Consider the following 21,962-nt stretch of genomic DNA (forward strand, 5'->3'; position numbering starts at 1 on the left):
GTCGTGTCGCTCGATGGACGGAACGTGCTGGTCCTCACGACCAACTACGGAACGGAACAGGACGAGTTGACGAGACCGGTGTCCGTCCTGCGGGAGAACGGGGCCCGTGTCTCCGTCGCCGCGCAGAAGGACGGACCCGTACGGACGCTCGTCTCCGACCGCGATCCCGGCGCCGAGGTCCGACCGGACACGACGCTCGCCCGGGAGGCCGCGGAGGGATACGACGCCGTGGTCGTGCCCGGAGGCACGCTCAACGCCGACCGGCTGCGGACGGACGCCGAGGCACGTCGCCTCGTCTCGGCCTTCGCCGAGGCCGGGAAACCGGTGGCCGCCATCTGCCACGGGCCGTGGCTGCTCGTCGACTGCGGGCTCGCCAAGGGCCGGGAACTGACCTCCTACCCCTCGCTCCGTCCCGATCTGGAGAACGCCGGAGGCACCTGGGTGGACCGGGAGGTCGTCGTCGACACCTCCGGCCCGCACCCGCTCATCACCTCCCGCAGGCCCGGCGACCTCGACGCCTTCTCGGCGGCGATCGTCCGAGCCCTCGAAGGCGGCGTCCGGGAGTGACGGAACGGGTGGAGGGCGCCGCCCTCCGCCGCCACGGCAGGGCCCCCGGCGAACTTCCCCTCCCCGCCGGGGGCCGCCCCGCGTACGGCCGGTTCGGGCGGGCCGGAAGGTCCTAGAAGACGCCGCCGCGCTCACCGGGCCTGCGGCCGCGTTCACCGGGAGGCGCGGGGCCGTCACCGTAGGCGTACGCGGTCCGGATGTGGCCGTCGCGGGCGTGGACGACGACCTGCGCGGGGGTGTGCTCCCTGGCGTGTCCGCGCGCGGAGTCGATGGCCTCCTTCTGCGTACGGTGCGGCTCGTGCAGCAGTCGGCGGCCCTCTCTGCCCTCGACCTGCCACTTCACGCCGGCCGCCGCCGCCCGGTCGCCTGAGGGAGACACGTGGTACACGGTTCGTTTCGCCGTCATGATCGTTCTCCTCGTCTTTCGCGCGGGTCTCCGGCGCCGGAATCGCGTCGGCTCCGGGCGGCCCAGAGGGCGCCTACCCAGGGTCGACCCGCTCCGACCGCGCATGCCTCGTCGTCTTGGACGGCGCGGGGCGGACCGCACGCGCGCGTGTCCGGGGCGTGGGTCTGGGCAGGCGCAGGACTGGAGCGCGGATCGAGGAGGTGCTGCGGGTGGAGGTGTGGGCGCGGCGCCAGTGCCGGCTGGCGGGAGGGCCCGGAACGTCGGCGCGGGCCCGGCGCGAGGTGCACCGACTGGCCGACCAGGCCCTGTTCGTCGGCCGAGCCGTGAGCCAGGCGTCGGAAGGAGACGCGGCGTTGGTCGCCAGTGAGCTGGTCGCCCACGCCGAAGGGGCCTGTGTGCTGGAGCTGACGCTCGCCTCCGACGGATTCGACATCCTGGTCAGAGGGGTCCCGCCCCCGGTTCCGTCCCGGGCCGGGCGCGCGTACGTGCCCTGGTGGGACCTGGTGACCCGTCTCGCGCGGGAGATCACCATCGGCCGCGCCCCGTCGTCGGGCGGCGGCACCATCCGGGTCCGCATCGACACCACGTGCCCGCCCGGCTGACCTCGCGCGGCCGACCGGCCCGACGGACGCCGGGGCGGGCGCACAAGGGGAGGCGGCCATGAGTCGCGTCTTCGACGTTTGAAACCGAATCCACGGTGAAGACGCGCAGGTATCCGTGGAGAACCACAGGCAACCGCCCTCGGGTCCAGCATGCCCCGCTGACGGCAGGAGACATCCGTGAAACTCGGCGTGGGGCGCCACCGGCACCGCCGGCGCAGAAGACGGGCGCTTCCCCGGTGGACGCCCAAGGCGCTCCTGTACCGGAGCTCCCTGCGCGTCGCGAAGTGGGGTCTTCGTCTGACGGCGTGGGGCGTGGGCATGGCGTTGCGCCGTGGCCTGCGCGCGGTGACGCCGGCGCCTGTCCGGCGCCGGGCGTAGGGGCTCCGGAGCCGGGGCCGGGACTCGGGAAAGGACTCGGGACATGAGTACGTGGGAGAAGGCGAAGGCGCAGATGGAGGAGACGGGGGGGAAGGCCCTCCGGAAGTCCGCGCACGCGATGGGCAACGAGAAGCTGGCGGCCAAGGGCGGAGCGCTCGAAGCGCGGGGGAAGGCCCGGCACCTGAAGGAACGGGCCAAGGGAAAGCTCTCCTGACCTGGCGGCCGGAAGGCGGGGTCCACCGACCCCAGAGCGGTGGACGAACCGCACGGAACGACATTCCACTGCAACGGGACAAGAAGGAATCATGGGCATACTTGCTTGGATCCTCCTCGGGCTCCTCGCGGGCATCATCGCCAAGATGCTGATGCCGGGGAAGGACCCGGGCGGCATCATCGTCACCACGCTCATCGGCATCGCCGGCGCCCTGCTCGGCGGATGGCTGGGCAAGGTCCTCTTCGACGTCGACTCCGTCGACGGGTTCTTCGAGCTCTCCACCTGGATAGCCGCCATCGTCGGATCGCTCCTCCTCCTCGCGCTCTACCGCCTCTTCACGCGGCACAAGTGACGGGCCGGGCCGGCTCCCCCTCGGGACCGAGGGGGAGCCGTCGCGCGCGGCGGTGGTCCGGTCGGTCCGCCGGGAGCCTCCGGTCAGTCCGCGGGGGGAAGCAGGTGACCGAGGGGTCCGAGGTCGAGGTCGAGGTCTTCGAGCCGGTAGCCGTGTTCGGCGCACAGCTCGCTCATGCGCTCGTGCAGGGCGAGGAGGGTCGCTCCGAGCTCCTCCTCCTGCGCGTCGGTGAGATCGCCCGAGTCGACGCGGCGCAGGGCCTGGCGTTCGATGAGCTGGCGCAGGAGCTCGACGACGGTGAGGACGAGCTTGAGGAGGTCCTCGCCGACGGTCTCGGGATCGGTGCGCACGCGGTGGGACGGGGGCCGGGGCGCGCCGGGAGCTTCCGGTGGTGCCTGGAGCAGCCGGAAGGCACGGGCGAGGGGGGCGCCCAGGTCGTCCGGGTCGGGGCGCGGCGCTCGCGGCGCGCGGTCGTCGTTCATGACGGGTCGCCCGGAGCGAAGGGGGCGTCGGTGGCCGTGACGGAGGTGATGAGGGCGCGCAGGGAGATGCGTACGAGATCGATGTCGGCGATGGACAGCACGATGTCCCCGGTGATGACGACGCCGCCGGCGAGGAGCCGGTCGAGGAGGTCGACGAGGGCGACCTGCCGATCCGGCAGGGCTTCGTCCCGTCCCGTGAGCGTCATGACGGTGTCCCGGGGGCGTCCGTCCCGGCGCTCCGGGTCGGTGGCGTGGCGAAGGAGTACGGCGCCCAGGGCCCGGTCACCTCGATGCGGACACCGGGCAGGTCCCGGTCGGCCTGCCGGAGGGCGGCGCGGAACTCCTCGGCCCGGTCGTCGGGGACGAGGCAGGAGTCGTTGAGGACGTTCTCGCCCTTCTCGCGGCGGGTGAGGGGTCCGGTCTGCGGGGGGTGCCGGACGGTCCGGGTGGCGTGCCGGGCGGCCGCGGCGGCGATGCGCTCCGCGGCCTGTCCGGCCTGGAGGTAGCGGTCCTCCCGGGCGTGGCGCTGGGCCCGGCGGGCCTGCAGGTAGGCCTTCCCGGGGCTCGGTGCGGCGGCGCCGGGACCGGTGGGGTGCGCACGGCCGTCGGCGGGGGCGTCGGAGGGTCCGGTCTCGGGGACGACGTACACCTTGACCCCGTACTCGGAGTGGTGGGCGAGGAGCGCCAGCCGGGCGGCGAAGGCGTCCTGTCCGTCGCGCAGGGCCTCCAGCGCGCGGTCGCCGTCCTGGTAGAGGGTGGCCAGCCGCAGGGGCAGGACGATCGTGTGCTCCGCCAGGACCTGGATGACGTGGTGGTGGGCCCTGGCGGTGTCCTCCAGCCAGGCGAGGTCCTCGAAGCGGGATCTGAGGACCTCCTCCGCCCACTGGGCGGCGGGGACGCGGCTGACGGCGAAGGCCGGGCCGGCCGGGGTGGTGCCGGGGGAGAGGAGGGCGACCGGCGCGTCGCCCACACCGCGCAGCTCGGCCAGCGGACCGTCGAGCCGCGGGACGGGGGCGACCACGGCGTAGACGTAGGTGAGGTCCGGCCCGCCGGTCATGGCGCGGGCCTTTCCCGCCCGGTGTCGCCGGAGTGCCCCGCGTCGTCCCGGCGGGGGGCCTCCTCGGCGGCGTCGGACGGGCCGGGTCCGAGGCGGTCGCGGCGCAGGGCCTCCAGCTCGGCGCGCAGCCGGCGGTTCTCCTCCGCCAGTGGGTCGCCGCTGTGGCGGGAGGACAACGAGGGGTCGTACTCCCACCAGTCGATGCCCATCTCCTTGGCCTTGTCCACCGACGCGATCAGGATCCGCAGTTTGATGGTCAGAAGCTCGATGTCGAGGAGGTTGATGCGGATGTCCCCGGCGATCACGATGCCCTTGTCCAGGACGCGTTCGAGGATGTCCGCCAGGCTGGCCGACGAGGACGGCGGGTACGCCGCCGGTCCCGCCCGGGACGGCAGTGGGGCGATCCTGTGGGCGAGCGGGTCAGTCACGGTTCCCGGCCTCCTGGGTCACGTCCGGCCCTGTCGGAAGAGCGCGATCTCGTCGAGTCGGTCGAGGAGTTCGTCCTCCTGGCGGTCGAAGCCGGCCTGGTCGATCTCCCCGTCCCGCAGCCCGCGTTCGAGCTCGGCCAGGGCGGCGTAGACGGGGGCGGGGTCGTAGTACTCCTCGTTGGCCTGGTCCAGGACCTGCTGCGCCGTCCACGCCGCCAGTCGCACGGGGAGCAGCGGCGCGGTCAGCAGCTGGGTCAGCATTCCCATCTCTCCTCCTCGTCGCGGGTCGGGCTCCGTCCGGCGGGGCCCGGCTACACGAAGCTGTAGGGGGGCAGCGGTCCGTTGAGGCGGAACCGGACACCCTCGACCTGCTCGGCGAGGCGGGCCTCCGCCCGCAGGAACTCGTCCTTCCTGTCGTCCCGGACCAGGAGGGAGAGGTTGAGGACGTCCCCGTCGGCCGGAGGGCGCTCGGCGTGGTCCTCCGCGAAGGAGACCAGCGTCCGGGCCAGTTCGGCGGAGAGGGTCTCCTGCCTCTCCCGCACCTCGACGGCGACGATCTCCCCGAGCTCCAGCGGCAGCCGCGGGTCGGTGTCGCCGGCCCTGATCCGGTCGTTGAGCGACCGGGCCCGGTCCGAGTCCCCGAGGATCTCCCGCAGGAGGGCGTCCTGGTCCTGGGAGGCCTTCACGTGGTATTCGGCACAGTCCCGCAGCCGCGCCAGGGCGTCCAGGTAACCGTCCGCACGCTCCTGGAGCACCTGGGTGACCGCCTGGTCGTCGGGGGCGGTGTAGCCGAACTGCAGCGGAAGGACCGGCCCGTCGGCCATGAGCCGTTCCTGTACCTCCTGGTGGGCGGCGAGGTCGCGGCGCTTGGGCCGGATCTCCTCCTCGATGTCCGAGACGACCGCGCGCAGTGGCCCGGCCGTGACGGCGCGCACCGGAGCGGGTTCGGCTCCGACGCCGGTCAGCCCGTCCAGGCGGCACGGATGTGTGTCGGCGGTGATGGAGTACACGTAGAGAGGCATCGTCTACTCCTTCTCCCGGCGCGCGGGGCGCCGTGCGGGTCGCCGGCGGCGGGGAGCCTCTTCCGGCTCTTCCTCCGGCTCCTCCTCCGCCTCTTCGTCGTCGTCGGACCCGCCGGTGAGGGACTGTGTCACCGCGTCCACGACGCCGCTGACGGCACCCTTGGACTTGCCGCGGGCTCCGCTCTCCATGGCGTTGCCGACGACGTCGGTCAGCTGGGTGGGCGCCTTCCGGCCCGATTCCAGGTCGAGGCGGTTGCAGGCTTCGGCGAAGCGCAGATAGGTGTCGACGCTGGCGACGACGATCCGCGCGTCGATCTTCAGGATCTCGATGCCGACCAGGGAGACCCGGACGAACACGTCGATCACGAGCCCGCGGTCCAGGATCAACTCCAGGACGTCGTAGAGGCTCGTGCCCCCGCCGGAACTCCTGCTGAGGTTGCTTCCGCCCTGCGGCACCACGGTCATGGCCGCTTCCCTTCACGGGGCCGACCCGGTCAGGTCGGCCGGTCGATCATGCCCCTGCTGTAGCGCCGGGTTCGCTCGTACGAGATCAACTCGCCCTCCTTGTCGATGGCGACCTTGTAACTGGCCAGGATGCTGGTCGTGTCGGGGATCCGTTCCAGTTCGAGGACCTCGACCTGGGCCTCCCAGCCGTCCTCGGTCGGTCGGAGGGACGAGACCGATTCCGGGACCCTTCCCAGCAGTTGCGCGAGCTGTTCGACCGCGGCGCGCATCGCGGCGGCCGTGCCCGTCACCCCGCGGCGGGCCGGAGCCTTGCGTGCCGGCGGCTTGCGCGCGGCGGCCTTCCGAGCCGGACGACCGGTCCGCGCGTCGCGGTCCTGAGCGTCCTCCTGGTCTGCCGGAGGACGTCGGCTGCGAGCCGGTTCTGCTGCGGCCATGGACCTGCTCCCCTCGCGAACTGACCCGTGCGCCTGCCCCACTAGATCGACAGCAAACACCTCGATGGGGTCGATATCTCTATTCTTCTCGCATTCCATGCATATCCGTCACCTGACGGAGCAGTCCCGTAGTGACGTGCAAGCGGTGTCGTTCCGTCGCCCGGTCGGCGCGTCCGGGGAGCGCATGACGGCCGGGTCGTCGGCGAGCCGCGGGCACCTGGTGAAGGGAAGGGCTCATGGAGGACACGACCAAGATCGCCTTGGCGGCCGCGCTCGCCGGGGGCTACGTACTGGGGCGGGTGAAGAAGGGACGCCTCGCCTTCAGCCTGATCACCTACGCCGCGGGCCGCCGTCTCGGCCTCGATCCACGAGAGCTCGCGACGCAGGGCCTGAAGAAGCTGAGCGAGATGCCACAGGTGGCCGAGCTCGGCGAGCAGATCAGGGGAGAGGCGCTCGACGCCGGACGCAAGGCCCTCGTGGCCACCGCGAACCGCCGGATGGCCGATCTCGCCGACACGCTGCACCAGCGCACCCTCGCCCTCGAACAGGGCGACGGGGACACCACGGACGAGGAGGAGTACGAGGACGAGGAGGAGCCCGAGGGCGGCGAGGAGCGGTACGAGGACGAGGAGGAGCCGTACGAGGACGAGGAGGAACCGTACGAGGACGAGGAGGAGGAAGAGGAAGCCGAGGAGGAGGAAGAGGAAGCCGGCTTCGAAGAGCCCGCGGCCGAAGAGGAACCGGAGGAGGAAGAAGAGGAGGAGGAAGAGGAGGAAGAGGAAGAGCCGCCGGCTCGCCGTCGGCCCGCCCGCCGGTCCGCCTCCGCCACGCCGTCCAGGACGGCCCAGCGCCGCACCCCGACCCGCAAGGCCGCCCCGGCAGGGAAGGCGACCAAGGCGACCCCCGCCAAGAAGACCTCGGCGGGGAGGAGCGCGTCGAGTTCCACCAAGCGCGGCGCCCCCACGAAGAAGACCGCTGCCGCGAAGAAGACCACCGCCAAGAAGACCGCTTCGAAGCCCGCGGAGAAGAAGACGGCGGCTAAGAAGACGGCGGCTAAGAAGACGCCTGCCAAGAAGACGACGGCGAGGAAGACGACGGCGGCGAAGAGGACGCCGGCCAAGAAGCCGCCTGTCAAGAAGACGACGGCGAGGAAGACGACGGCGTCAGGCGGGGGGCGCGCCCCCGCGACCAAACGAGCGGCGAAGAAGACCACCGCGGCCAAGACGGCCCGCCGCAAGTCGACCACAGGGAGGTGAACCATGGCCACCCAACGTGCGGCCGGCGGCGGTGACCACTCGGGATTCGACCGGCTGATGGACGAAGCGACCGCGTATCTGTCGACCCAGGCGGGCCGTGTCGCCGACAAGGCAGTGGACAAGTTGGGCGAAGTGACCGACGGCCTCCAGGACGTCGCGGAGAACGGCGGCGGTCTCGGGGAGCTCGGCGGCCGCCTGCTCAAGGGCGACTCTCCCGTGAAGGCCATGCTCGGGCAGACGTTCAGCGGGCTGAAGGACAAGGTCAAGGACTCCGGGCTGCTCGGTGGCGGCAAGAAGGGCCGTAAGGCCGGTGGCAAGTCCATCAACATCGTCGAGACCATCGACGTGGGCGTGCCGCTGCGCACCGCCTACGACCACTGGACCCAGTACGAGAACTTCAGCAGCTTCGCCAAGGGTGTCCGGAACGTCTCGCAAGGCGATGAGACGAGCACCGACTGGAAGGTCAAGGTCGGTCCGTCCACCCGCAGCTGGAAGGCCACCGTCCAGGAACAGATACCCGACGAGAGAATCGTCTGGACGTCCAGCGGGGCCAAGGGGTCCACCCGCGGATGCGTCAGCTTCCACGAGCTCGCGCCCTCCCTCACGCGCATCCTGCTGGTCGTCGAGTACTACCCGTCCGGGCTCTTCGAGAAGACCGGCAACCTGTGGCGGGCCCAGGGCAGGCGCATGCGCCTGGACCTGAAGAACTTCGACCGCTTCGTCACGCTCACCGAGAAGGAGCCGGAGGGGTGGCGCGGGCAGATCACCGACGGCGAGGTCGTCGTCACCCACGAGGAGGCCCTCGAAAAGGAAGAGGAAGAGGGTGAGGAAGAGCCCGAAGAGGGCGAGGAAGAGCCTGAAGAGGGTGAGGAAGAGCCCGAAGAGGGTGAGGAGGAGCCCGAAGAGGGCGAGGAGCCGACCGCGGAGGGCGAGGAACCGGCCGAGGACGGCTGGGAGGAAGAGGAGGAGGAAGAGGAGGAGGGCGAGGAGCCCGAGGAGGAGGACTCCGGCGAGGAGGACGGAGAGTACGAGGAAGACGCCTACGAGGACGAGGAGCCCGTCCCGGCGGGGCGTCGCCGCTGAACCGGCGGACCGTCACGTGTGGCCGCGCCCACCCGCGCGGCCACGGTCATGTCCGCCCCTCCGCCCTTCTGCCCCTCCGCCCCTCCCGCTCGGCCGGGGCGGCCGCCGTGTGAGGGGAGGAGCGCCGGGCGCCGAGGTCCGTCAGAGCGGGCGGCGGCTCGACGACAGGGTCAGGGAGCGCACCCACGGCTCGTGGGAGAGCTCCTCGACCCCGCGGCGCGAGAGCGTGCCGTTGACGACGGTCCGGTCCACGGTCCCGACGTCCACTCCCGCGCCGCGGAGCACCTCGCGCTGCGCCTCCGTGGGGGCCAGTTCCAGGACGACGGTCACCAGGAGGTTCCTGGCCTCGGGCCCGTCGTCGCCGGTCTCCACGGCGGCGGAGAGGGAGGGATCGAGCTTGGCGTAGTCCATGGCCCGATTCTGCCCCGGCGGGTCACAGACGGGAGGCGTCGACGAGCCCGTGTCCCCACTTGGGGTCGAAGGCTCCCGGCGCCGCGCCGGGGACCGCCGCCGCGGCCGTCAGGAAGGAGCGGATCTTGTCGGGATCGGCGCTGGGGTCGCCCTCCAGGAGCAGCGCGGTGAGTCCCGCGACGAACGGGCAGGCCATGCTCGTGCCCTGGAGCGCCAGATGGCGGTCGTCGACCATGAAGGCCCGGCGCAGTCCGACGGCGTCACGGGAGAGCGCGGAGACGATCATCGCTCCCGGGGCCGTGACGTCGGGTTTGGGCATCCCGTCCCGGCGTGGCCCCTCGCTGCTGAAGCCCGCGATGTCGTCCGCGACCAGCCAGGTGGCCAGGCGCTGGATGCCGTCGATGTCCCGCCACCGGGTGCGGGTCGTGGACGCCGCCACGGTGATCGCCGACGTCGCCGCGCCCGGCGACCCGATCTTGAGCGCGTCGCTCACGGCCGGTCCGCTGAACTGCGGCGGGGGCTGGGCCTCCTGCGTGCCCAGTATCCACACGTCCGCCCGGCAGCTCTGGCCGCTGACGTCCGCTCCGCGCAGCACGAGCCGCCACCGCGGTGCCCCGCCGACCGGGACGGGCGAGGTGGGCTCCACCGTCACGAAGAAGTTGTGGTCGCCGTTGGCCGGGTCGGGGCCGGGCGTGACGATCTGCACGACGCCGTCCGCCAGTTCGTACGTGCGGACCGGCGAGCCGGCCGTCAGCACGGCCTGGAATTCGGTGGAGTCGCCGGACGGCGACGCGACGGCGACCTCCAGCCGGTCCTCGCCCGGGTACCAGCCGTTCAGCCAGAACACGTCGGGGAAGCCGTCGATCCGGCCCGGATGGCAGGGCACGGCCAGCGTGGCACCCTCGGCCACCGTGAGCCGCGCATGGAGGTCGTCCTCGCCCTCGTTGCCGGCGGCGCAGCACACGATCCTGCCGGGGCCGCTCTCCTCCTCGATGGCGAGGGACATGACGTCCGTGCCGTCGTGCGGGTCGAAGTGGCCGCCCAGGCTGAGGTTGACGACCGCGGGCATGTCGAGCTCGTCCGCGAGACGGAACACGTACTGGATGCCGTCGATGATGTGGGCGTCCTGGAAGTCCGTCTTGACGGCGACGATCCGGGCCCCGGGGGCGACCCCCTCGGTGCCGGCCGCGATGCCCGCGACATGGGTGCCGTGGCCTTCGACGTCCCTGGACAGGACTTCCGCGCCCGCCGCGAGGTCGGTGAACTCCGCCCCGTACCGGCCCTCGGGGACCCCGATCCCGCCGGCCAGCGTCTGGTCCCAGACGCGCTCGACCCGTCCCGCGAAGGCGGGATGCCCCAGGAAGATGCCCGTGTCCACGACTCCGACGAGCACGCCGTCCCCGCTCCGGTCGAGGCGGGTGCGGAACTCGGGCACGCCGACCTTCCCCAGGGCCAGGTCCAGGCACGGCCGCAGCTGCGAGGCCGGCACGATCCGGCGCACACCCGGCTGCGCGGCCAGTTCCTCCAGCGCGTCGAGGGGGACGATGCCCGTGCGGATGGACCGTCCGCCCTCGTTGATCTCGGTGTCGCCCGCTCCCACGGGCGGGGCGTCGGGGTCGCACTCCACCGAGACGACGACGCGCACGGGCCTGGCGCGCTGCTCGACGGAGACGAGCCCCATCATGCCCGCGGGCCTTCTCAGCGGGGCGCGGCGTCGGCCTTCCTGCACGTAGCGTTCATATGCCGCCGCCAGCGGCGGCGCCAACTTCTCGACGGTCATGACCGTCTCCTTCCCGTGTGTCGTTCCCCGCGTGCCGTGTCAGGGTCCAGCCCTGGAACTCCGGGTGACTCCACAGGTGCCGGAGGTCCGGGTCGCCGGCCAGGTGGACGAACCAGTCGTCCAGGAGCTCGGAGTTCCGCACCGACGCCGTGAGGTGTTCGAGTGCCAGGGCGGCGGCCTCCTCCGTACGCCCGGCCCAGTCGGGGTCGTCGTCCCCGGCGGGCGGCCCGATCAGGCGGGCGTAGAAGCAGGCGGCGTTGTACTGGACGAGCCCCGCGATCTGGATCCGCCCCTGGGCCTCACCGTCGCTCGCGGAGCGGGCGGAGGTGGCCCGGTACCGGCGGCTCCGGTCGTACCCGCACGCGGCCCGGAGCCGGCGCTCGGCCTCCGCGAAGTCGCTGCCGTCCGTCCGGAGGTCCGCCACGGACGGCACGGGCGCTCCCTCGGCGAACCGGGCGTGGAGGCTCCGCGCGAGGATCGCGGCGTCGACGGCGGACCGGGTCTGCGCGCGCAGGCTCTCGGTCGGCCGGACGAGCTCGCGGTAGAGCCCGCGGGTCTCCGTCGCTCACCAGCCCCTGATCAGCCGGACGGTGTCCAGCTCCGCGCGCAGGGCCGTGAGCACGTGGAGGGAGACGTCGAGGAAGTGCTCGCGCGCCGCCGGTCGGTCCCGCTCCCGGCCCTCTCCCGACGCGGGCGCGAGACCCGCGCCGGTCAGGGCCCGGTCGAGGCGTCCGCGCCACGCCTCGTCGGCCAGCCACGCGTCCAGCCACTCGTCCACCAGGTCCAGGACGATCCCGGCCCGGTAGCGGGGCTGCGCCATCGCCGGGTACGCCGTGACGAGGCCGAGGTAGATCTCCAGGGCCTGGAGGTACCCCTCGGGCGTGCCCTCCTTGAGCAGGGCCAGTTCGGAGCGGGCCAGCCCGTTGGCCGGGTCCAGGCCGACCGCCGCGCCGAACTCCCGCTCCGCACGCCGCTTCTCGCCGCCGTTGCGCAGGAGGTCGACGCCGTCCCGGTAGTGCCGCAGCCCGCGGCCGTTCTTGGCGCGCCACTTGGTCCAGCGGGGGATCCCCACGGTGCTCGCCACGGCGAGCTGCGCCACCGTGTACGCCGCCTTGTACACGGCCTCCTCCTCGGACTCCTCCCAGTAGGTGTCCTGGAGGACGCTGCGGTGCGTGGCCTTCTCGGTCATGTTCACGGTCACGCCGTACCCCGCGCCGGACCGCTGCACGTGGCCGGTCATCCGCCAGCCGCGCTGCGGGAACGCCGACTGCCAGGCGAGGGCGAGCAGTTTGGTGAGGACATCGCCGTCCTTGGGCTTGGCCTCGTACAGCACGGTGGGGAGGCTGAGGACCGGCTCGCCCCCGGGCAGGGGCGGCGGTGTCTGCACCTGGGTGGCGAGGATGGTGCGCATCCTCGCGGTGCACGTGGCCGCGTGGTATCCCGCCTCGCCCGGGCTGTCGCCGTCGCTCCGCGGATTGGCGTACAGCAGGTCGTCCACCTCGATGGCGATGGAGCCGGCGCGGGCGTTGCGGATCTCCAGGAGCCGCACGAACCCGACGAGCAGGGCGGCGAGGAGGACCCAGGTGCCGACGCCCGGGGAGAAGGGGTACGACGGGTTCTCCTGCCGGCCCAGGCAGAGCACCCCGTGTTCCATCAGGCAGCCGGCGGCGACGCCGATCCCGTCGACGACGGAGACGTCGATGGTCGTGCTCGTGCTCGTGGACGCGGATGCCATGGACACCTTCACGGCGAGCACGCTCCAGGTGACGAGGGCGGCCACGAGCAGCAGCCGGTTGGTCCACCGGGACACCACGGGCGCGGCGAGGAACAGCCCCGCGCCGGAGATCAGGACGACCCAGAGAAGGAGGGGCAGCCACCAGGGGTCCATGACCAGGACCTCCACCCTACGTATGCGCGATAAGCGTATTTCATACGTTTATGTCGTATATACTGCTCCGACAGGGGGCGAGTCGTCAAGGGTGGTCCTGATCATGAGCGGCGAACCATCGGCACCGCGTCGGGAACGGCTGACCCGCGAGCGCGTGCTGCACGCCGCGCTCACGGTGGCCGACGCCGAGGGCCTGGCCGCGCTGAGCATGCGCAGGGTGGCGGTGGAGCTCGGCGTGGAGACCATGGCGCTGTACCGGTACACGGCGAGCAAGGACGATCTGCTCGACGGGCTCGTCGAGACCCTCTTCCTGGAAGTGGAGGAGCGGCTGAGCGCCGGCCCGCGTCGGACCGGCGCCGAGGGGCCCGAGGAGTCGGCCGTCGGCCCCCCGGACCTGCGCGAGGCCCTGCACGGCATCGCCCGCGAGCTGTACCGGGTCGCCGTGGAGCACCCGAACGTCATCTCCCTGTGCGCCAGCCGCCCCCTGACGGTCCCTCTGGCACGCCGGCCCCAGGCCGTGCTGCGCGTCCACGAACGCCTGCTGGCGCTGCTGCGGGCGGCCGGCCTGGACGACGGGACGGCGCTGCGGGTGTACCGGGCCTTCATCTCCTGGGTGCTGGGCTACATCGTGATCGACCTGCGCGCGGTGGTCGACGATCCGGAGGAACCCGACCCCGCCTTCCGGCTCGGACTGCACCGCCTGCCGGCCCGCGACTTCCCCATGCTCCGGGAGTACGGCCCCGCCCTCGCCGAACGAGGCGGCGAGGAGCAGCTCACCGCGGGACTCGACGCCCTGCTCACCTCACTGGGACGGGACCCGGCCGGGTAGGTTCCGTCCGGCGGATCCTGGCAGGTCGCACCGCAGTACGCTGGGCCGGTGCTCCTCCCCACCGTCCCGCGCACCCGTCTGCGTCCCGCCGACCAGCCGGCCATCGACACGCCGTTCGGCCCGCTGACCTTCACCACGACCATCGGGAGCACCCGCCTTCCGCCGCGGCCCGATGAGCTGTTCCGGCTGCCGGGGGACCGCACGCTCGCCCGCTGGGTGACTTCCAGGGCCCGCGTCGAGCTGCTGTTGACCCGGTACGATCCCGAGCTCGACCCCGAGAACTGGGGGCCGCTGACCGACTGCCGCGCGGCGGTCTGGCGGATCGACGCCCTGGCGCCGCTCGGGAGGGCGCAGTTCTCGGCGGGACTGCCGGCGCGGCTTCCGGAGGGTGCCGACGGGGGATACGACGGCGGGCAGGCGCTGGCGGCGATCACGGTGGAGGACGGGAAGACCCGGCTCACCATCGGAGGCAGCGACGAGGAGGCGATCTGTCGGGCCGCCGACACGGGAGAGGTGCCCCGGCAGTGGGCCGCGCTGATCGACGAGGTGCACGATCATTCGTTCAGCACATGGGGCGTGGACTACGGCCAGTACCGCGGCATGTCCTGGACGCTGCCCCCGCTGGAGGCCGGCGACCATGGCGAACTCCCCGTGGTGGCAGCCTGGGCCCCGGCCGCCGACGAGAGCGCGAACACCTGGTACGCCGTCAAGTCGACGCCCACGGTCCTGCTGGGGCGGGTCACCACCGAGCCGGCGAAGCGGGCCGGTGCTTCGGAGACGGGCTGATCACGGTCCGAGCCCGAGGCGCATCGACGCGACGGTGACGGTGCCGGGGAAGGCATAGGCACGCTGCGCCGCGGAAGCCGGTGCCGCGACCAGGGGTTGGCGGTCGGGCCGGCGAGCGAGCGGGACTCCGCCGCGTCCGGGTACGTGTGCTGGGCCAGGGCGTCGTCGGCCGTCGCCGGTGGGGGTGTTCGCGCGCCGACGCGTCCCGGCCCGGCCTCGGGCGAGACCGCCGGTACCCGGCCCGTGAAGGACCGGGTACCGGCGGGGCGGGGCCTACTTGATGCCGAGCTCGTCGCACTCGTCGGCGAGGTCCGGCGTGCAGATGTCGGCGGCGGTGTAGATGCCGTCCTGGATCACCGTGGACTGGATGTTGGTCCTGTCGACGACCACGGGGTCGAGGAGGTTCGAGGGGACGCCGTCGGTCTGGGTCTGGGCGCGGATCGGCACGTCCAGGAGCAGGTCGACCGCGAACTCGGCCGCCTTGGGCGCGAGGTCGAGCGGCGACTTGTAGATGGTGAAGGTCTGGGTGCCGGCGACGATCCGCTGGATGCCCGCGACCTCGGCGTCCTGGCCGCCGACCGGGATGCCCTTGATGCCGGCGTTCTCCAGGGAGGTGACGATGCCGCCCGCCATGCCGTCGTTGGCGGAGTAGACGGCGCCGATCCTGTCCTTGCCGACGGAGGCGACGGCGGCGGTCATCTTCTCGCCCGCGACCTTCGGGTCCCACTCGCCGGAGGCCTCGTAGGCGATCTTGCCCACCCTGCCGTCGAGGGCCATGTGGGCGCCCTTCTTGAACAGAACGGCGTTCGGGTCCTTCTCGTCGCCGTTGATCATGACGATCCGGGCGGTGGCGGCCTTGGCGCCGAGGGCGGAGAGCAGGGCCTCGCCCTGGAGCTCGCCGACCGCGTAGTTGTCGTGGCTGACGTGGGCGTCGGCGCCCTGGATCGCGCGGTCGTACGCGACGACCTTGACGCCCTTGGCCTTCGCCTCCTTGACCCAGCCGGCCGCCTTGGCGGAGTCGACCGGGTCGAGCGCGATGACCTTCACGCCGTCGGCGACGAGCTGGTCGAACTGCTGCTTCTGCTTCACGACATCGGAGGCGGCGTTGGCGTAGACGACCTCGCAGTCCAGGCAGGACCTCTTGACGGCCTTCTCGAACTGCGGCTTGTCCAGCGACTCGTACCGCGCGGCCTTGTTCTCCGGGAGGAGCAGACCGATCTTGGTCGGGCTGCGCTCGTCCTGGCCGTCGCCGCCGGCGTCACCGCAGGCGGAGAGGGCGAGGGCCATCGAGACCGCGGCCGTGCCCATGACGGCACGACGGGTCATTGCGTTCATGTGGGGTTACCTCCCTGACGAGACCGCGACGGTGCGGCCGAGGTGCCCCGAAGTCAACTTGACCGGGGCTTTTGTCGTCAAGAAGTGAATGTCTAACGAGATCGCAACGGTCGTCACCATCCAGTACTTGAAGACGGGCGGCGCGGGAGGCGGAAGGCGCGAAGGGCCGCGCGGGCCGCGTTGGCGCCCGGGGCGCCGTGGACGCCGCCTCCGGGATGGGCGGTGGCGGAGGCGAGGTACAGACCGCGGATGGGCGAGCGGGAGCGGCCGGCGCCGGGCAGCGGACGGAAGAGCAGCTGCTGGTGGAGCTGGGTGGTGCCCTGGTTCACGGCGCCGCCCACCAGGGCGGGGTTCAGGCGCTCCAGGCCGGGGGAGCGACGACGCGGCGGGGCCCGGCTCCAGCGCGGTCCTTACCGCTCCAGGGCGAGGTCCCGGATGACGGGGGAGGTGGCGGCCGGCGGGTAGAAGGCACTGAACAGGTCGTGGACGTAGTCGGGATGGACGCCCCTGTCGCTGCGCACCGCTCCTCCCGGTTCGTCCTGGGCCTCCAGGACCACGACGTGCCAGCCGGCGTCGGCGAGGAGGTTGGCGGCGACCAGGCCGTTGGGGCCGGCGCCGATGACGACGGCGTCAGGCGTGGGCACGGTCTTCCGCCTTCGCCGCGGACTCGACGACCTCGGCCAGGCGGGCGAGCATGCCCCGGTGGCGCCAGCGCAGGAGGGTGTCCAGGGCCGCGTTGTGCCAGGCGGCCGCCGGCCCCACCAGAGGATGCTCGTCCACCACGACCAGGGTGTCCTGCCCCCAGCGCTCGATCAGGAACGCGATCCTGGCGCTGCCGACACCGCTCCTGGCCTCCAACTCCAGGCGGTGCACCGGTTCACAGCGTCGGGAGACGGTGCGGCCGCGGTAGGTCCACGGGCCGGCTTTGAGGGCGTATCCCAGCTCGGCGCCCTCCGAGGGCCATCCCCCGCCCTGCGGCCAGGACCGGTGAGCCCCCACGACCCAGCGGCCGTACTGGTGGGGATCGCCCAGGACGGACCAGACCTCCTGGGGCGTGGCGCGGATGAGACGGTGCCACTGTGCCATGGGGACGACCTCCTTCAGGACGGGAGACTTCCCGTTCGGAACGACGCGCGGGGCGGACCGCCCCGCACGGGGCGAAGCGCCGAGCGGGCCCCGACGGCTCCCGCCACCCCGATCGCGCACGCCGCGGCGGCCCGGCCCATCCCGCTCGACGCACCCGTCACCACGACCACGGCTCCGGACACCGAGGCGCGCAGAAACCTCATACCTCGCGTGTCACCGGTTTCACCGGTTCCAACCCCTTCCCGGCCGCCCCCGCGCGGCAGCGGCATCCGCCGGCCGGAGGTCGACTCGCGCGGGTCCACCCTTCCCGGGTGGCTCCGCCCGGCCCACGGAGAACACGGTCCCGGCATGAGGCCGGGAAGCGGTCAACGCGCGGATCGGGAAGCGGTCAACACCCGGACGTGCCGGGCGAACTCGTCGCGCTGCCGGTCCGTCAGCGTGGCGTAGAGCGGCGCCTGCAGCTCGTCGGTGAGCCGCTCGGCACGCTGCCGTCGGGGGACGAGGGGCGCGGCGACGGGACGGGGCTCCCGCCAGCCGTAGTGGGGCGCCCTCTCGACGCCGAGGTCGACGACCATGGCCTCCCGGGCGCTCAGCCCGGACAGGCGCACCGCCGCCAGATGGCAGGCGCCACGGTGTTCCCGCAGGACGTGGACGCGCTGCATCGCCGCGCCGACCGGATCGTCGCCCGGTACGGGCTGCGCGCGCCACCCGGCGAACAGGGGCAGCCCGTCGGCGTCGGCGGCGTCGATCAGCCGCTGTGCCAGGTGGTTGAAGTGCTCCACGTCGGCGTCGGCGGGGATGTGGGCGCGCCCCCATGTCCGGACGGCCTGTGCGTAGCAGGCGGCGGCCTCCTCCGCCGGCATCACGGACCGCCCGGCCCGCCAGCCGGCGGTGACCAGGCCAGGGCCGAGGAAGCCCTGCACCGCCTGGACCACGGAGGCCGGCGCCTCGCCGAGCACCCCGAACCGTCCGCGACAGTAGAAGCCGCGCCCGGGGGCGAACCCGGCGCGCAGGCCGAGGGCGGCGGTCGCGTCGTCGGACATGAACTCGTCGCCGAAGTCGTGGAGGGGCCGGGCGACGGCGGAGATGCAGGCGGAGATTTCCATGCGCCGAAGGTCGCTCACCACGACTCGGCAGGTCAAGGGGATCTTTTCTAAGGGAACCCTTTAGGTAATCTATCGGGTCATGCTCGATGTCCGCCGTCTGTACATGCTCAAGACCGTCGCCGCCCGCGGTTCCATCACCGCGGCCGCCCGGTCCCTGGCGCTCTCCGCCGGCGCCGTGTCCCAACAACTGGCCGCGCTCAGGAACGACGTGGGCGTCGACCTCCTGCGTCCCGACGGGCGGACCGTCGCGCTCACGGAGGCGGGCCGCGTGCTCCTCGAACACGCCGACCGGATCCTCGCCGCCATGGAGGAGGCGGAGTGCGCCGTCGCGGCGGTCAAGGGCACGGTCGGCGCCACCGCCACGCTCGCCGCGCTGCCGTCGACCGTCGCCAGGATCGTGGCCCCCGCGCTGACCGCGCTGGGCGAGCGGCATCCGCAGCTCGCCGTGACCTGTCTCGTCACCGACCGGGCGCAACTGCGGGAACTCGCCCTCGGCACCGTCGACGTGGTGGTGGGGCAGCGGTACCACCACCTGCCGGAGACCGCGGACCGGGGCGTCGACGTCGCGCCGCTGCTCGACGACCCGCTGCTCGTCGTCACCGCGGCCGCCGACGGAGCCGGCGAGCGCCCCGTCGCCCTGGGCGAACTGGCCCCGCACGACCTCGTCGTGCCACCGCCGACCACGGACTGCGGACAGGCCATCCTGCACGCCTGCCGGCAGGCCGGCTTCACCCCCGCGGCGCGCTACGTCACCGCCGACATCGCCGCCCAGCTCGCCCTCGCGCGCGCCGGCCTCGCCACCGCGCTCGTCCCCCGGACGGCCATCGACCCGAGCACCCCGGGAATCCGCACGGCCCCCATCGAGGACCACCCGATCCTGCGCAGCCTGTTCGCCGCGACCCGTCGCACCGGCACGACCGACCCGACGACCACGGCCGTCGTCTCGGCTCTCCGCACGGCAGCGCGACAGGCTCGCACCGCGCCCCGTCCGCCGGCCTGAACGCCGACCCGCTCGGGCGGGGAGCGCGGCGGCCACGGCATCCCGGACTTCGGCGTCAGGCGGGGAGCGCCAGCAGGAGCAGGGGGGACGTGGTGGGCCGGGGTGATCCTCCGGTCGGTTCGAGGGTGAGGCCGACGGCGGTGGCGTGCTCGCGGGCCGCCCGCGCGTGTTCGCGGTCGGCGGCGGCCTGGGCGGAGCGGACGCGGTCCACGGCGCGCCGGTGGGCGATGGTCGCCGCCCAGGCGGTGACGGACCCCGCGGCGGGCTGGTAGCGGGCGGCCTGCCGCCACAGGTCGATCATGACCTCCTGGGCGACCTCCTCGGACTGGGCGCGGTCGCGCAGGACCCTGACGGCGATGCCGAACACCATCGGCGCGAGGGCGTCGTAGAGGGTGGAGAACGCCTGCTGGTCGCCCTGGGCGACCTTCCGCATGACGTCGGCGAGGGCCCGGCGCGGGGGCGGGGCCGGGTCGCCGAGGGGCACGGGCCGGTTCACCGGGCGGGCTCCGTGCGGGGGGACCAGGCGCAGCCGTCCGGGACGGCCGTCCGGGGGCGGGGTGTCCATCGCATGCGGGTCCTTGGTCGGAAGACGGGGCCGGCCGCGAAGGGCGCGGGCCGAGGCCACGGGCCGGGGGCGGCCTGTGCAGAGTCTTCGTAGCGGGCAGGCGTACGGATGGGAGCCGTTTCGTCGTCTCCTCCGGCTCCCGTTCACCCCCAGGAGTGAGGCAGGGCCGAGCCGCCCGTCCGGCGCCCCCCGGAGGCGGTACGGCGGCAGACCGCGCGCCCGGTGCCGGCCGAGGGCGGTTCCCCGGGGCGACCTCCCGCCGCACCGGATCCGCTCCCGGTGTTTTCGGGCCACCGCGGGCTTTCTCGACGCCTTCCGGACCGGAGCCCCTTTCCCTTGGTGAGGTGCCGTTTTGGCGGGCGTGTCCGGCTTTCGGTAGGGGAGCGTCTTCCGGCCAACATCGTGACGTTTCGGCTCTCCGGACAACCGGACGCCCGGCGCCTTCCTCTCATAGCGCGGGTGCACCGAGCGCCCCACACCGCGTGAGCCCCGGGGCGGAGACCGCCCCGCCGGGCCGCGGCCGATCCGCTTCCCCACGGCATCCGGAGGACGAGAGAACGATGGACACGACGCGCACCAACCGGCTACGGCGGCCGCTGCTCGCGGGGACCACGGCTGTCGCCGCCATGGCGGTGACGGTCGGTTTCATGACCGCCGCGCCGGAGCGGGCGACGGCCGCGACGGGACCGAAGCTGAGCCTCGTCGCGGCGACCGGCTCGGTCACGCTCACCTCGTGGAAGGAGGAGCCGGGCGTCTACCTGGACCTGGGCACGTACCTCACCGCCGAGGGACGGCCGCTGGAGCTGAAGGTGACCCGGAAGTCCTACAAGGATCCGGTGACCGTCACCCAGACCGTGTTCGAGGGCGGCAGGAGCAAGGCGAAGGCGCTGCCCCCGGGCACCGTGAAGGACTTCTCCGGACTGCCGGGCTTCGCCGAGATCACCGTCACGGACAAGAACGGCAAGGTGGTCGTCCGCCGCGCGGAGAGCTTCTGCCCGAACAACGCCAGCGGCCGGATCCGGCCCGACGCGCCCGCCACCTCGAAGTATCCGGAGAGCTGTCCCACCAACCCCTTCACCCTCGGCTCCGTCTGGGGCGTCGAGAAGGGGTGGGCGGCCAATACCTACGCCGGCTCCTACACCGACCCCGTGAAGCTCGCCGCCGGCACGTACACGGCCAAGGTCGGGGTCGCCAAGAAGTACCGCGACCTCTTCGGCATCGCCGACAAGCCCGCCACGGTGAAGCTCACCGTCGAGGAACGCAGCTGGGAGGACGCCCGGTCGGCCGCCGCGGCGGAACACGCCGGGCACGGCTCCGCGCACCAGGCCCCCGCCGCCCACGCCGGGCACGGAGCGGGACACGCCCCGACCGCCGCCCAGGCCGGCGCCCCGCAGACCAGCGGCGCGGGCCCCTCGTACAACGTGGGCCACGGGCCGCTGAAGGCCGCGCCCCCGGCCCTGCCGTGGGCCCTGAAGGTGCGGCAGGCCGGCCGCGCCGGCCTCCAGGCCGCCGGTGACACCCCCGGCCAGACCGACGGCTCGCGCAAGGCCCCCGCCCTCGCCCCCCGGTCCGCGCGCCCCACCGGGACCCCGTCCGTCCCGAACGTCCCCAAGCCCGACCTGCGGTCCCTGCCGGCCTACGGCATCACCATCAGCGACGGCGGCGTCCAGGACGTCCCCGGCAAGGACTACCTCGCCTTCAGCGCGAACGTCTGGAACGCCGGCCCGGCCCAGCTCGTCGTGGACGGCTTCCGCTCGCCCGGCAAGGCCAAGATGGACGCGTACCAGTACTTCTACGACGCCCAGGGCAAGCAGGTCGGCTACACCCCCACCGGCACCATGGAGTGGGACCCGCGCCCCGGCCACGTGCACTGGCACTTCACCGACTTCGCCAGCTACCGGCTGCTGAAGGCCGACAAGAAGGAAGCGGTCCGCAGCGGCAAGGAGGCCTTCTGCCTCGCCAACACCGACGCCGTCGACTACACGGTGAAGAACGCCAACTGGCACCCGAACAACACCGACCTGTCCACCGCCTGCGGCCAGGAGAACTCCCTCTCCGTCCGCGAGGTGCTGGACGTCGGCTCCGGCGACACCTACACCCAGGACCTGCCGGGACAGTCCTTCGACATCACGGACCTGCCCAACGGCACCTACTACATCCAGGTCCTCGCCAACCCGGCCAAGCGGCTGAAGGAGACCGACCTCGGCAACAACAGCGCCCTGCGCAAGGTCGTCCTCGGCGGCGCCCCCGGCCGACGGACCGTCACCGTCCCCGCCCACGACCTCGTGAACGCGAACTGACCACGGAGCGCTCCCCGCGGCATCCGCCGGGCCGGCCCCACCGGGGCCGGCCCGGTCGTCGTCCGGTGCCGGCCCCGACGTCCTGGGGAGCCCCGCACCGGCCTCGACGGGGGCGCCGCTCCGCCGGGAG

Annotated in this window: 28 protein-coding genes and 1 pseudogene; 10 read left to right on the forward strand and 19 right to left on the reverse strand. The window is 72.9% G+C overall.

Going from position 1 to position 21,962, the window contains the following annotated elements; genetic code table 11:
• Positions 1-3 precede the first annotated feature (3 nt).
• Positions 4-567 (forward strand): type 1 glutamine amidotransferase domain-containing protein, encoded by a 564-nt coding sequence (locus ACFQ8C_RS08780; RefSeq protein ID WP_383453684.1) that lies wholly within the window; start codon positions 4-6, stop codon positions 565-567.
• Between the two features lie 112 nt (positions 568-679).
• Here the strand turns inward: ACFQ8C_RS08780 and ACFQ8C_RS08785 are convergent, their stop codons facing one another.
• Positions 680-973: a DUF2188 domain-containing protein gene (locus tag ACFQ8C_RS08785; protein ID WP_383453685.1), complete on the reverse strand. Its 294-nt coding sequence runs from the start codon at positions 971-973 to the stop codon at positions 680-682.
• 158 nt (positions 974-1,131) lie between these two features.
• Between ACFQ8C_RS08785 and ACFQ8C_RS08790 the strand changes: the two genes are divergently transcribed.
• The 3 genes from ACFQ8C_RS08790 to ACFQ8C_RS08800 all read left to right on the forward strand — a co-directional run bounded on the left by ACFQ8C_RS08790 (position 1,132) and on the right by ACFQ8C_RS08800 (position 2,519).
• The gene (locus ACFQ8C_RS08790) at positions 1,132-1,575 is read left to right on the forward strand and encodes a hypothetical protein (protein ID WP_383453687.1); all 444 of its coding nucleotides are present in this window, start codon (positions 1,132-1,134) and stop codon (positions 1,573-1,575) included.
• A gap of 421 nt (positions 1,576-1,996) precedes the next feature.
• On the forward strand, positions 1,997-2,167 hold the full coding sequence (locus ACFQ8C_RS08795; protein ID WP_383453689.1) for a hypothetical protein: 171 nt from the start codon (positions 1,997-1,999) through the stop codon (positions 2,165-2,167).
• 91 nt (positions 2,168-2,258) lie between these two features.
• A complete protein-coding gene (locus tag ACFQ8C_RS08800; protein WP_383453691.1) occupies positions 2,259-2,519 on the forward strand; it encodes a GlsB/YeaQ/YmgE family stress response membrane protein in 261 nt (86 codons plus the stop codon).
• Positions 2,520-2,602: 83 nt separating this feature from the next.
• Here ACFQ8C_RS08800 and ACFQ8C_RS08805 read toward each other — a convergent pair whose 3' ends face one another.
• The 8 genes from ACFQ8C_RS08805 to gvpO are packed head-to-tail and all read right to left on the reverse strand — an operon-like array spanning position 2,603 to position 6,407.
• Positions 2,603-3,001, reverse strand: a complete 399-nt coding sequence (locus ACFQ8C_RS08805) for a gas vesicle protein K (RefSeq protein ID WP_383453693.1) — start codon at positions 2,999-3,001, stop codon at positions 2,603-2,605.
• On the reverse strand, positions 2,998-3,207 hold the full coding sequence (locus ACFQ8C_RS08810; protein WP_383453695.1) for a gas vesicle protein: 210 nt from the start codon (positions 3,205-3,207) through the stop codon (positions 2,998-3,000). The genes ACFQ8C_RS08805 and ACFQ8C_RS08810 overlap by 4 nt, the downstream gene beginning before the upstream one ends.
• Entirely contained in the window at positions 3,204-4,058 is an 855-nt protein-coding gene (locus ACFQ8C_RS08815; protein WP_383453696.1) for a GvpL/GvpF family gas vesicle protein, read from the reverse strand. The genes ACFQ8C_RS08810 and ACFQ8C_RS08815 overlap by 4 nt, the downstream gene beginning before the upstream one ends.
• Positions 4,055-4,486 (reverse strand): gas vesicle protein, encoded by a 432-nt coding sequence (locus ACFQ8C_RS08820; protein ID WP_383453698.1) that lies wholly within the window; start codon positions 4,484-4,486, stop codon positions 4,055-4,057. Before ACFQ8C_RS08820 ends, ACFQ8C_RS08815 begins: the two co-directional genes overlap by 4 nt.
• A gap of 18 nt (positions 4,487-4,504) precedes the next feature.
• Positions 4,505-4,753, reverse strand: a complete 249-nt coding sequence (locus ACFQ8C_RS08825; RefSeq protein ID WP_383453700.1) for a gas vesicle protein GvpG — start codon at positions 4,751-4,753, stop codon at positions 4,505-4,507.
• A gap of 44 nt (positions 4,754-4,797) precedes the next feature.
• Entirely contained in the window at positions 4,798-5,508 is a 711-nt protein-coding gene (locus ACFQ8C_RS08830; protein ID WP_383453702.1) for a GvpL/GvpF family gas vesicle protein, read from the reverse strand.
• A 3-nt stretch (positions 5,509-5,511) separates the two neighbouring features.
• Entirely contained in the window at positions 5,512-5,973 is a 462-nt protein-coding gene (locus ACFQ8C_RS08835; RefSeq protein ID WP_383453703.1) for a gas vesicle structural protein GvpA, read from the reverse strand.
• Positions 5,974-6,002: 29 nt separating this feature from the next.
• Complete coding sequence (gene gvpO / locus ACFQ8C_RS08840; RefSeq protein ID WP_383453704.1) at positions 6,003-6,407, reverse strand: gas vesicle protein GvpO; 405 nt, start codon at positions 6,405-6,407, stop codon at positions 6,003-6,005.
• A 236-nt stretch (positions 6,408-6,643) separates the two neighbouring features.
• Between gvpO and ACFQ8C_RS08845 the strand changes: the two genes are divergently transcribed.
• Positions 6,644-7,663 (forward strand): histone protein, encoded by a 1,020-nt coding sequence (locus ACFQ8C_RS08845; RefSeq protein WP_383453706.1) that lies wholly within the window; start codon positions 6,644-6,646, stop codon positions 7,661-7,663.
• 3 nt (positions 7,664-7,666) lie between these two features.
• Positions 7,667-8,746, forward strand: a complete 1,080-nt coding sequence (locus tag ACFQ8C_RS08850; RefSeq protein ID WP_383453708.1) for an SRPBCC family protein — start codon at positions 7,667-7,669, stop codon at positions 8,744-8,746.
• A gap of 141 nt (positions 8,747-8,887) precedes the next feature.
• Here the strand turns inward: ACFQ8C_RS08850 and ACFQ8C_RS08855 are convergent, their stop codons facing one another.
• The 4 genes from ACFQ8C_RS08855 to ACFQ8C_RS08870 all read right to left on the reverse strand — a co-directional run bounded on the left by ACFQ8C_RS08855 (position 8,888) and on the right by ACFQ8C_RS08870 (position 12,825).
• On the reverse strand, positions 8,888-9,157 hold the full coding sequence (locus tag ACFQ8C_RS08855) for a hypothetical protein (RefSeq protein ID WP_383453710.1): 270 nt from the start codon (positions 9,155-9,157) through the stop codon (positions 8,888-8,890).
• A gap of 22 nt (positions 9,158-9,179) precedes the next feature.
• The gene (locus tag ACFQ8C_RS08860) at positions 9,180-10,937 is read right to left on the reverse strand and encodes a S8 family serine peptidase (protein WP_383453714.1); all 1,758 of its coding nucleotides are present in this window, start codon (positions 10,935-10,937) and stop codon (positions 9,180-9,182) included.
• Positions 10,894-11,370, reverse strand: coding sequence for a hypothetical protein (locus ACFQ8C_RS08865; protein ID WP_383453716.1), 477 nt, complete (start codon positions 11,368-11,370; stop codon positions 10,894-10,896). Before ACFQ8C_RS08865 ends, ACFQ8C_RS08860 begins: the two co-directional genes overlap by 44 nt.
• 132 nt (positions 11,371-11,502) lie before the next feature.
• Entirely contained in the window at positions 11,503-12,825 is a 1,323-nt protein-coding gene (locus ACFQ8C_RS08870; protein ID WP_383453718.1) for a hypothetical protein, read from the reverse strand.
• 103 nt (positions 12,826-12,928) lie between these two features.
• Here ACFQ8C_RS08870 and ACFQ8C_RS08875 point away from each other — a divergent pair, with 103 nt between their 5' ends.
• On the forward strand, positions 12,929-13,654 hold the full coding sequence (locus tag ACFQ8C_RS08875; RefSeq protein ID WP_383453720.1) for a TetR/AcrR family transcriptional regulator: 726 nt from the start codon (positions 12,929-12,931) through the stop codon (positions 13,652-13,654).
• Between the two features lie 48 nt (positions 13,655-13,702).
• The gene (locus tag ACFQ8C_RS08880; RefSeq protein ID WP_383453722.1) at positions 13,703-14,440 is read left to right on the forward strand and encodes a hypothetical protein; all 738 of its coding nucleotides are present in this window, start codon (positions 13,703-13,705) and stop codon (positions 14,438-14,440) included.
• 273 nt (positions 14,441-14,713) lie between these two features.
• On the opposite strand, the gene ACFQ8C_RS08885 is transcribed toward ACFQ8C_RS08880, so the two are convergent.
• The 5 genes and pseudogenes from ACFQ8C_RS08885 to ACFQ8C_RS08905 form a co-directional block, all read right to left on the reverse strand.
• Positions 14,714-15,775, reverse strand: a complete 1,062-nt coding sequence (locus ACFQ8C_RS08885) for a sugar ABC transporter substrate-binding protein (protein ID WP_383453724.1) — start codon at positions 15,773-15,775, stop codon at positions 14,714-14,716.
• Positions 15,776-15,888: 113 nt separating this feature from the next.
• Positions 15,889-16,104 carry a hypothetical protein gene (locus tag ACFQ8C_RS08890; RefSeq protein ID WP_383453726.1) on the reverse strand — a complete coding sequence of 72 codons (216 nt, stop codon included), beginning with the start codon at positions 16,102-16,104 and terminating at the stop codon, positions 15,889-15,891.
• A gap of 84 nt (positions 16,105-16,188) precedes the next feature.
• Positions 16,189-16,419, reverse strand: a pseudogene (locus tag ACFQ8C_RS08895) (FAD-dependent oxidoreductase); the annotation flags it as partial.
• Entirely contained in the window at positions 16,406-16,861 is a 456-nt protein-coding gene (locus tag ACFQ8C_RS08900) for an SRPBCC family protein (RefSeq protein ID WP_383453728.1), read from the reverse strand. The gene ACFQ8C_RS08900 and the pseudogene ACFQ8C_RS08895, both read right to left, overlap by 14 nt.
• 365 nt (positions 16,862-17,226) lie before the next feature.
• Complete coding sequence (locus ACFQ8C_RS08905) at positions 17,227-17,967, reverse strand: hypothetical protein (protein ID WP_383453730.1); 741 nt, start codon at positions 17,965-17,967, stop codon at positions 17,227-17,229.
• 79 nt (positions 17,968-18,046) lie between these two features.
• Between ACFQ8C_RS08905 and ACFQ8C_RS08910 the strand changes: the two genes are divergently transcribed.
• Entirely contained in the window at positions 18,047-18,967 is a 921-nt protein-coding gene (locus tag ACFQ8C_RS08910) for a LysR substrate-binding domain-containing protein (protein ID WP_383453732.1), read from the forward strand.
• 55 nt (positions 18,968-19,022) lie between these two features.
• Here ACFQ8C_RS08910 and ACFQ8C_RS08915 read toward each other — a convergent pair whose 3' ends face one another.
• Positions 19,023-19,532 carry a sigma factor gene (locus ACFQ8C_RS08915; RefSeq protein WP_383453734.1) on the reverse strand — a complete coding sequence of 170 codons (510 nt, stop codon included), beginning with the start codon at positions 19,530-19,532 and terminating at the stop codon, positions 19,023-19,025.
• Between the two features lie 560 nt (positions 19,533-20,092).
• Between ACFQ8C_RS08915 and ACFQ8C_RS08920 the strand changes: the two genes are divergently transcribed.
• Entirely contained in the window at positions 20,093-21,832 is a 1,740-nt protein-coding gene (locus ACFQ8C_RS08920) for a lysyl oxidase family protein (RefSeq protein ID WP_383453736.1), read from the forward strand.
• Positions 21,833-21,962 lie beyond the last annotated feature (130 nt).

The organism is Streptomyces sp. NPDC056503 (genome assembly GCF_042794995.1).
In the GTDB taxonomy this organism is placed as follows: Bacteria; Actinomycetota; Actinomycetes; order Streptomycetales; family Streptomycetaceae; genus Streptomyces.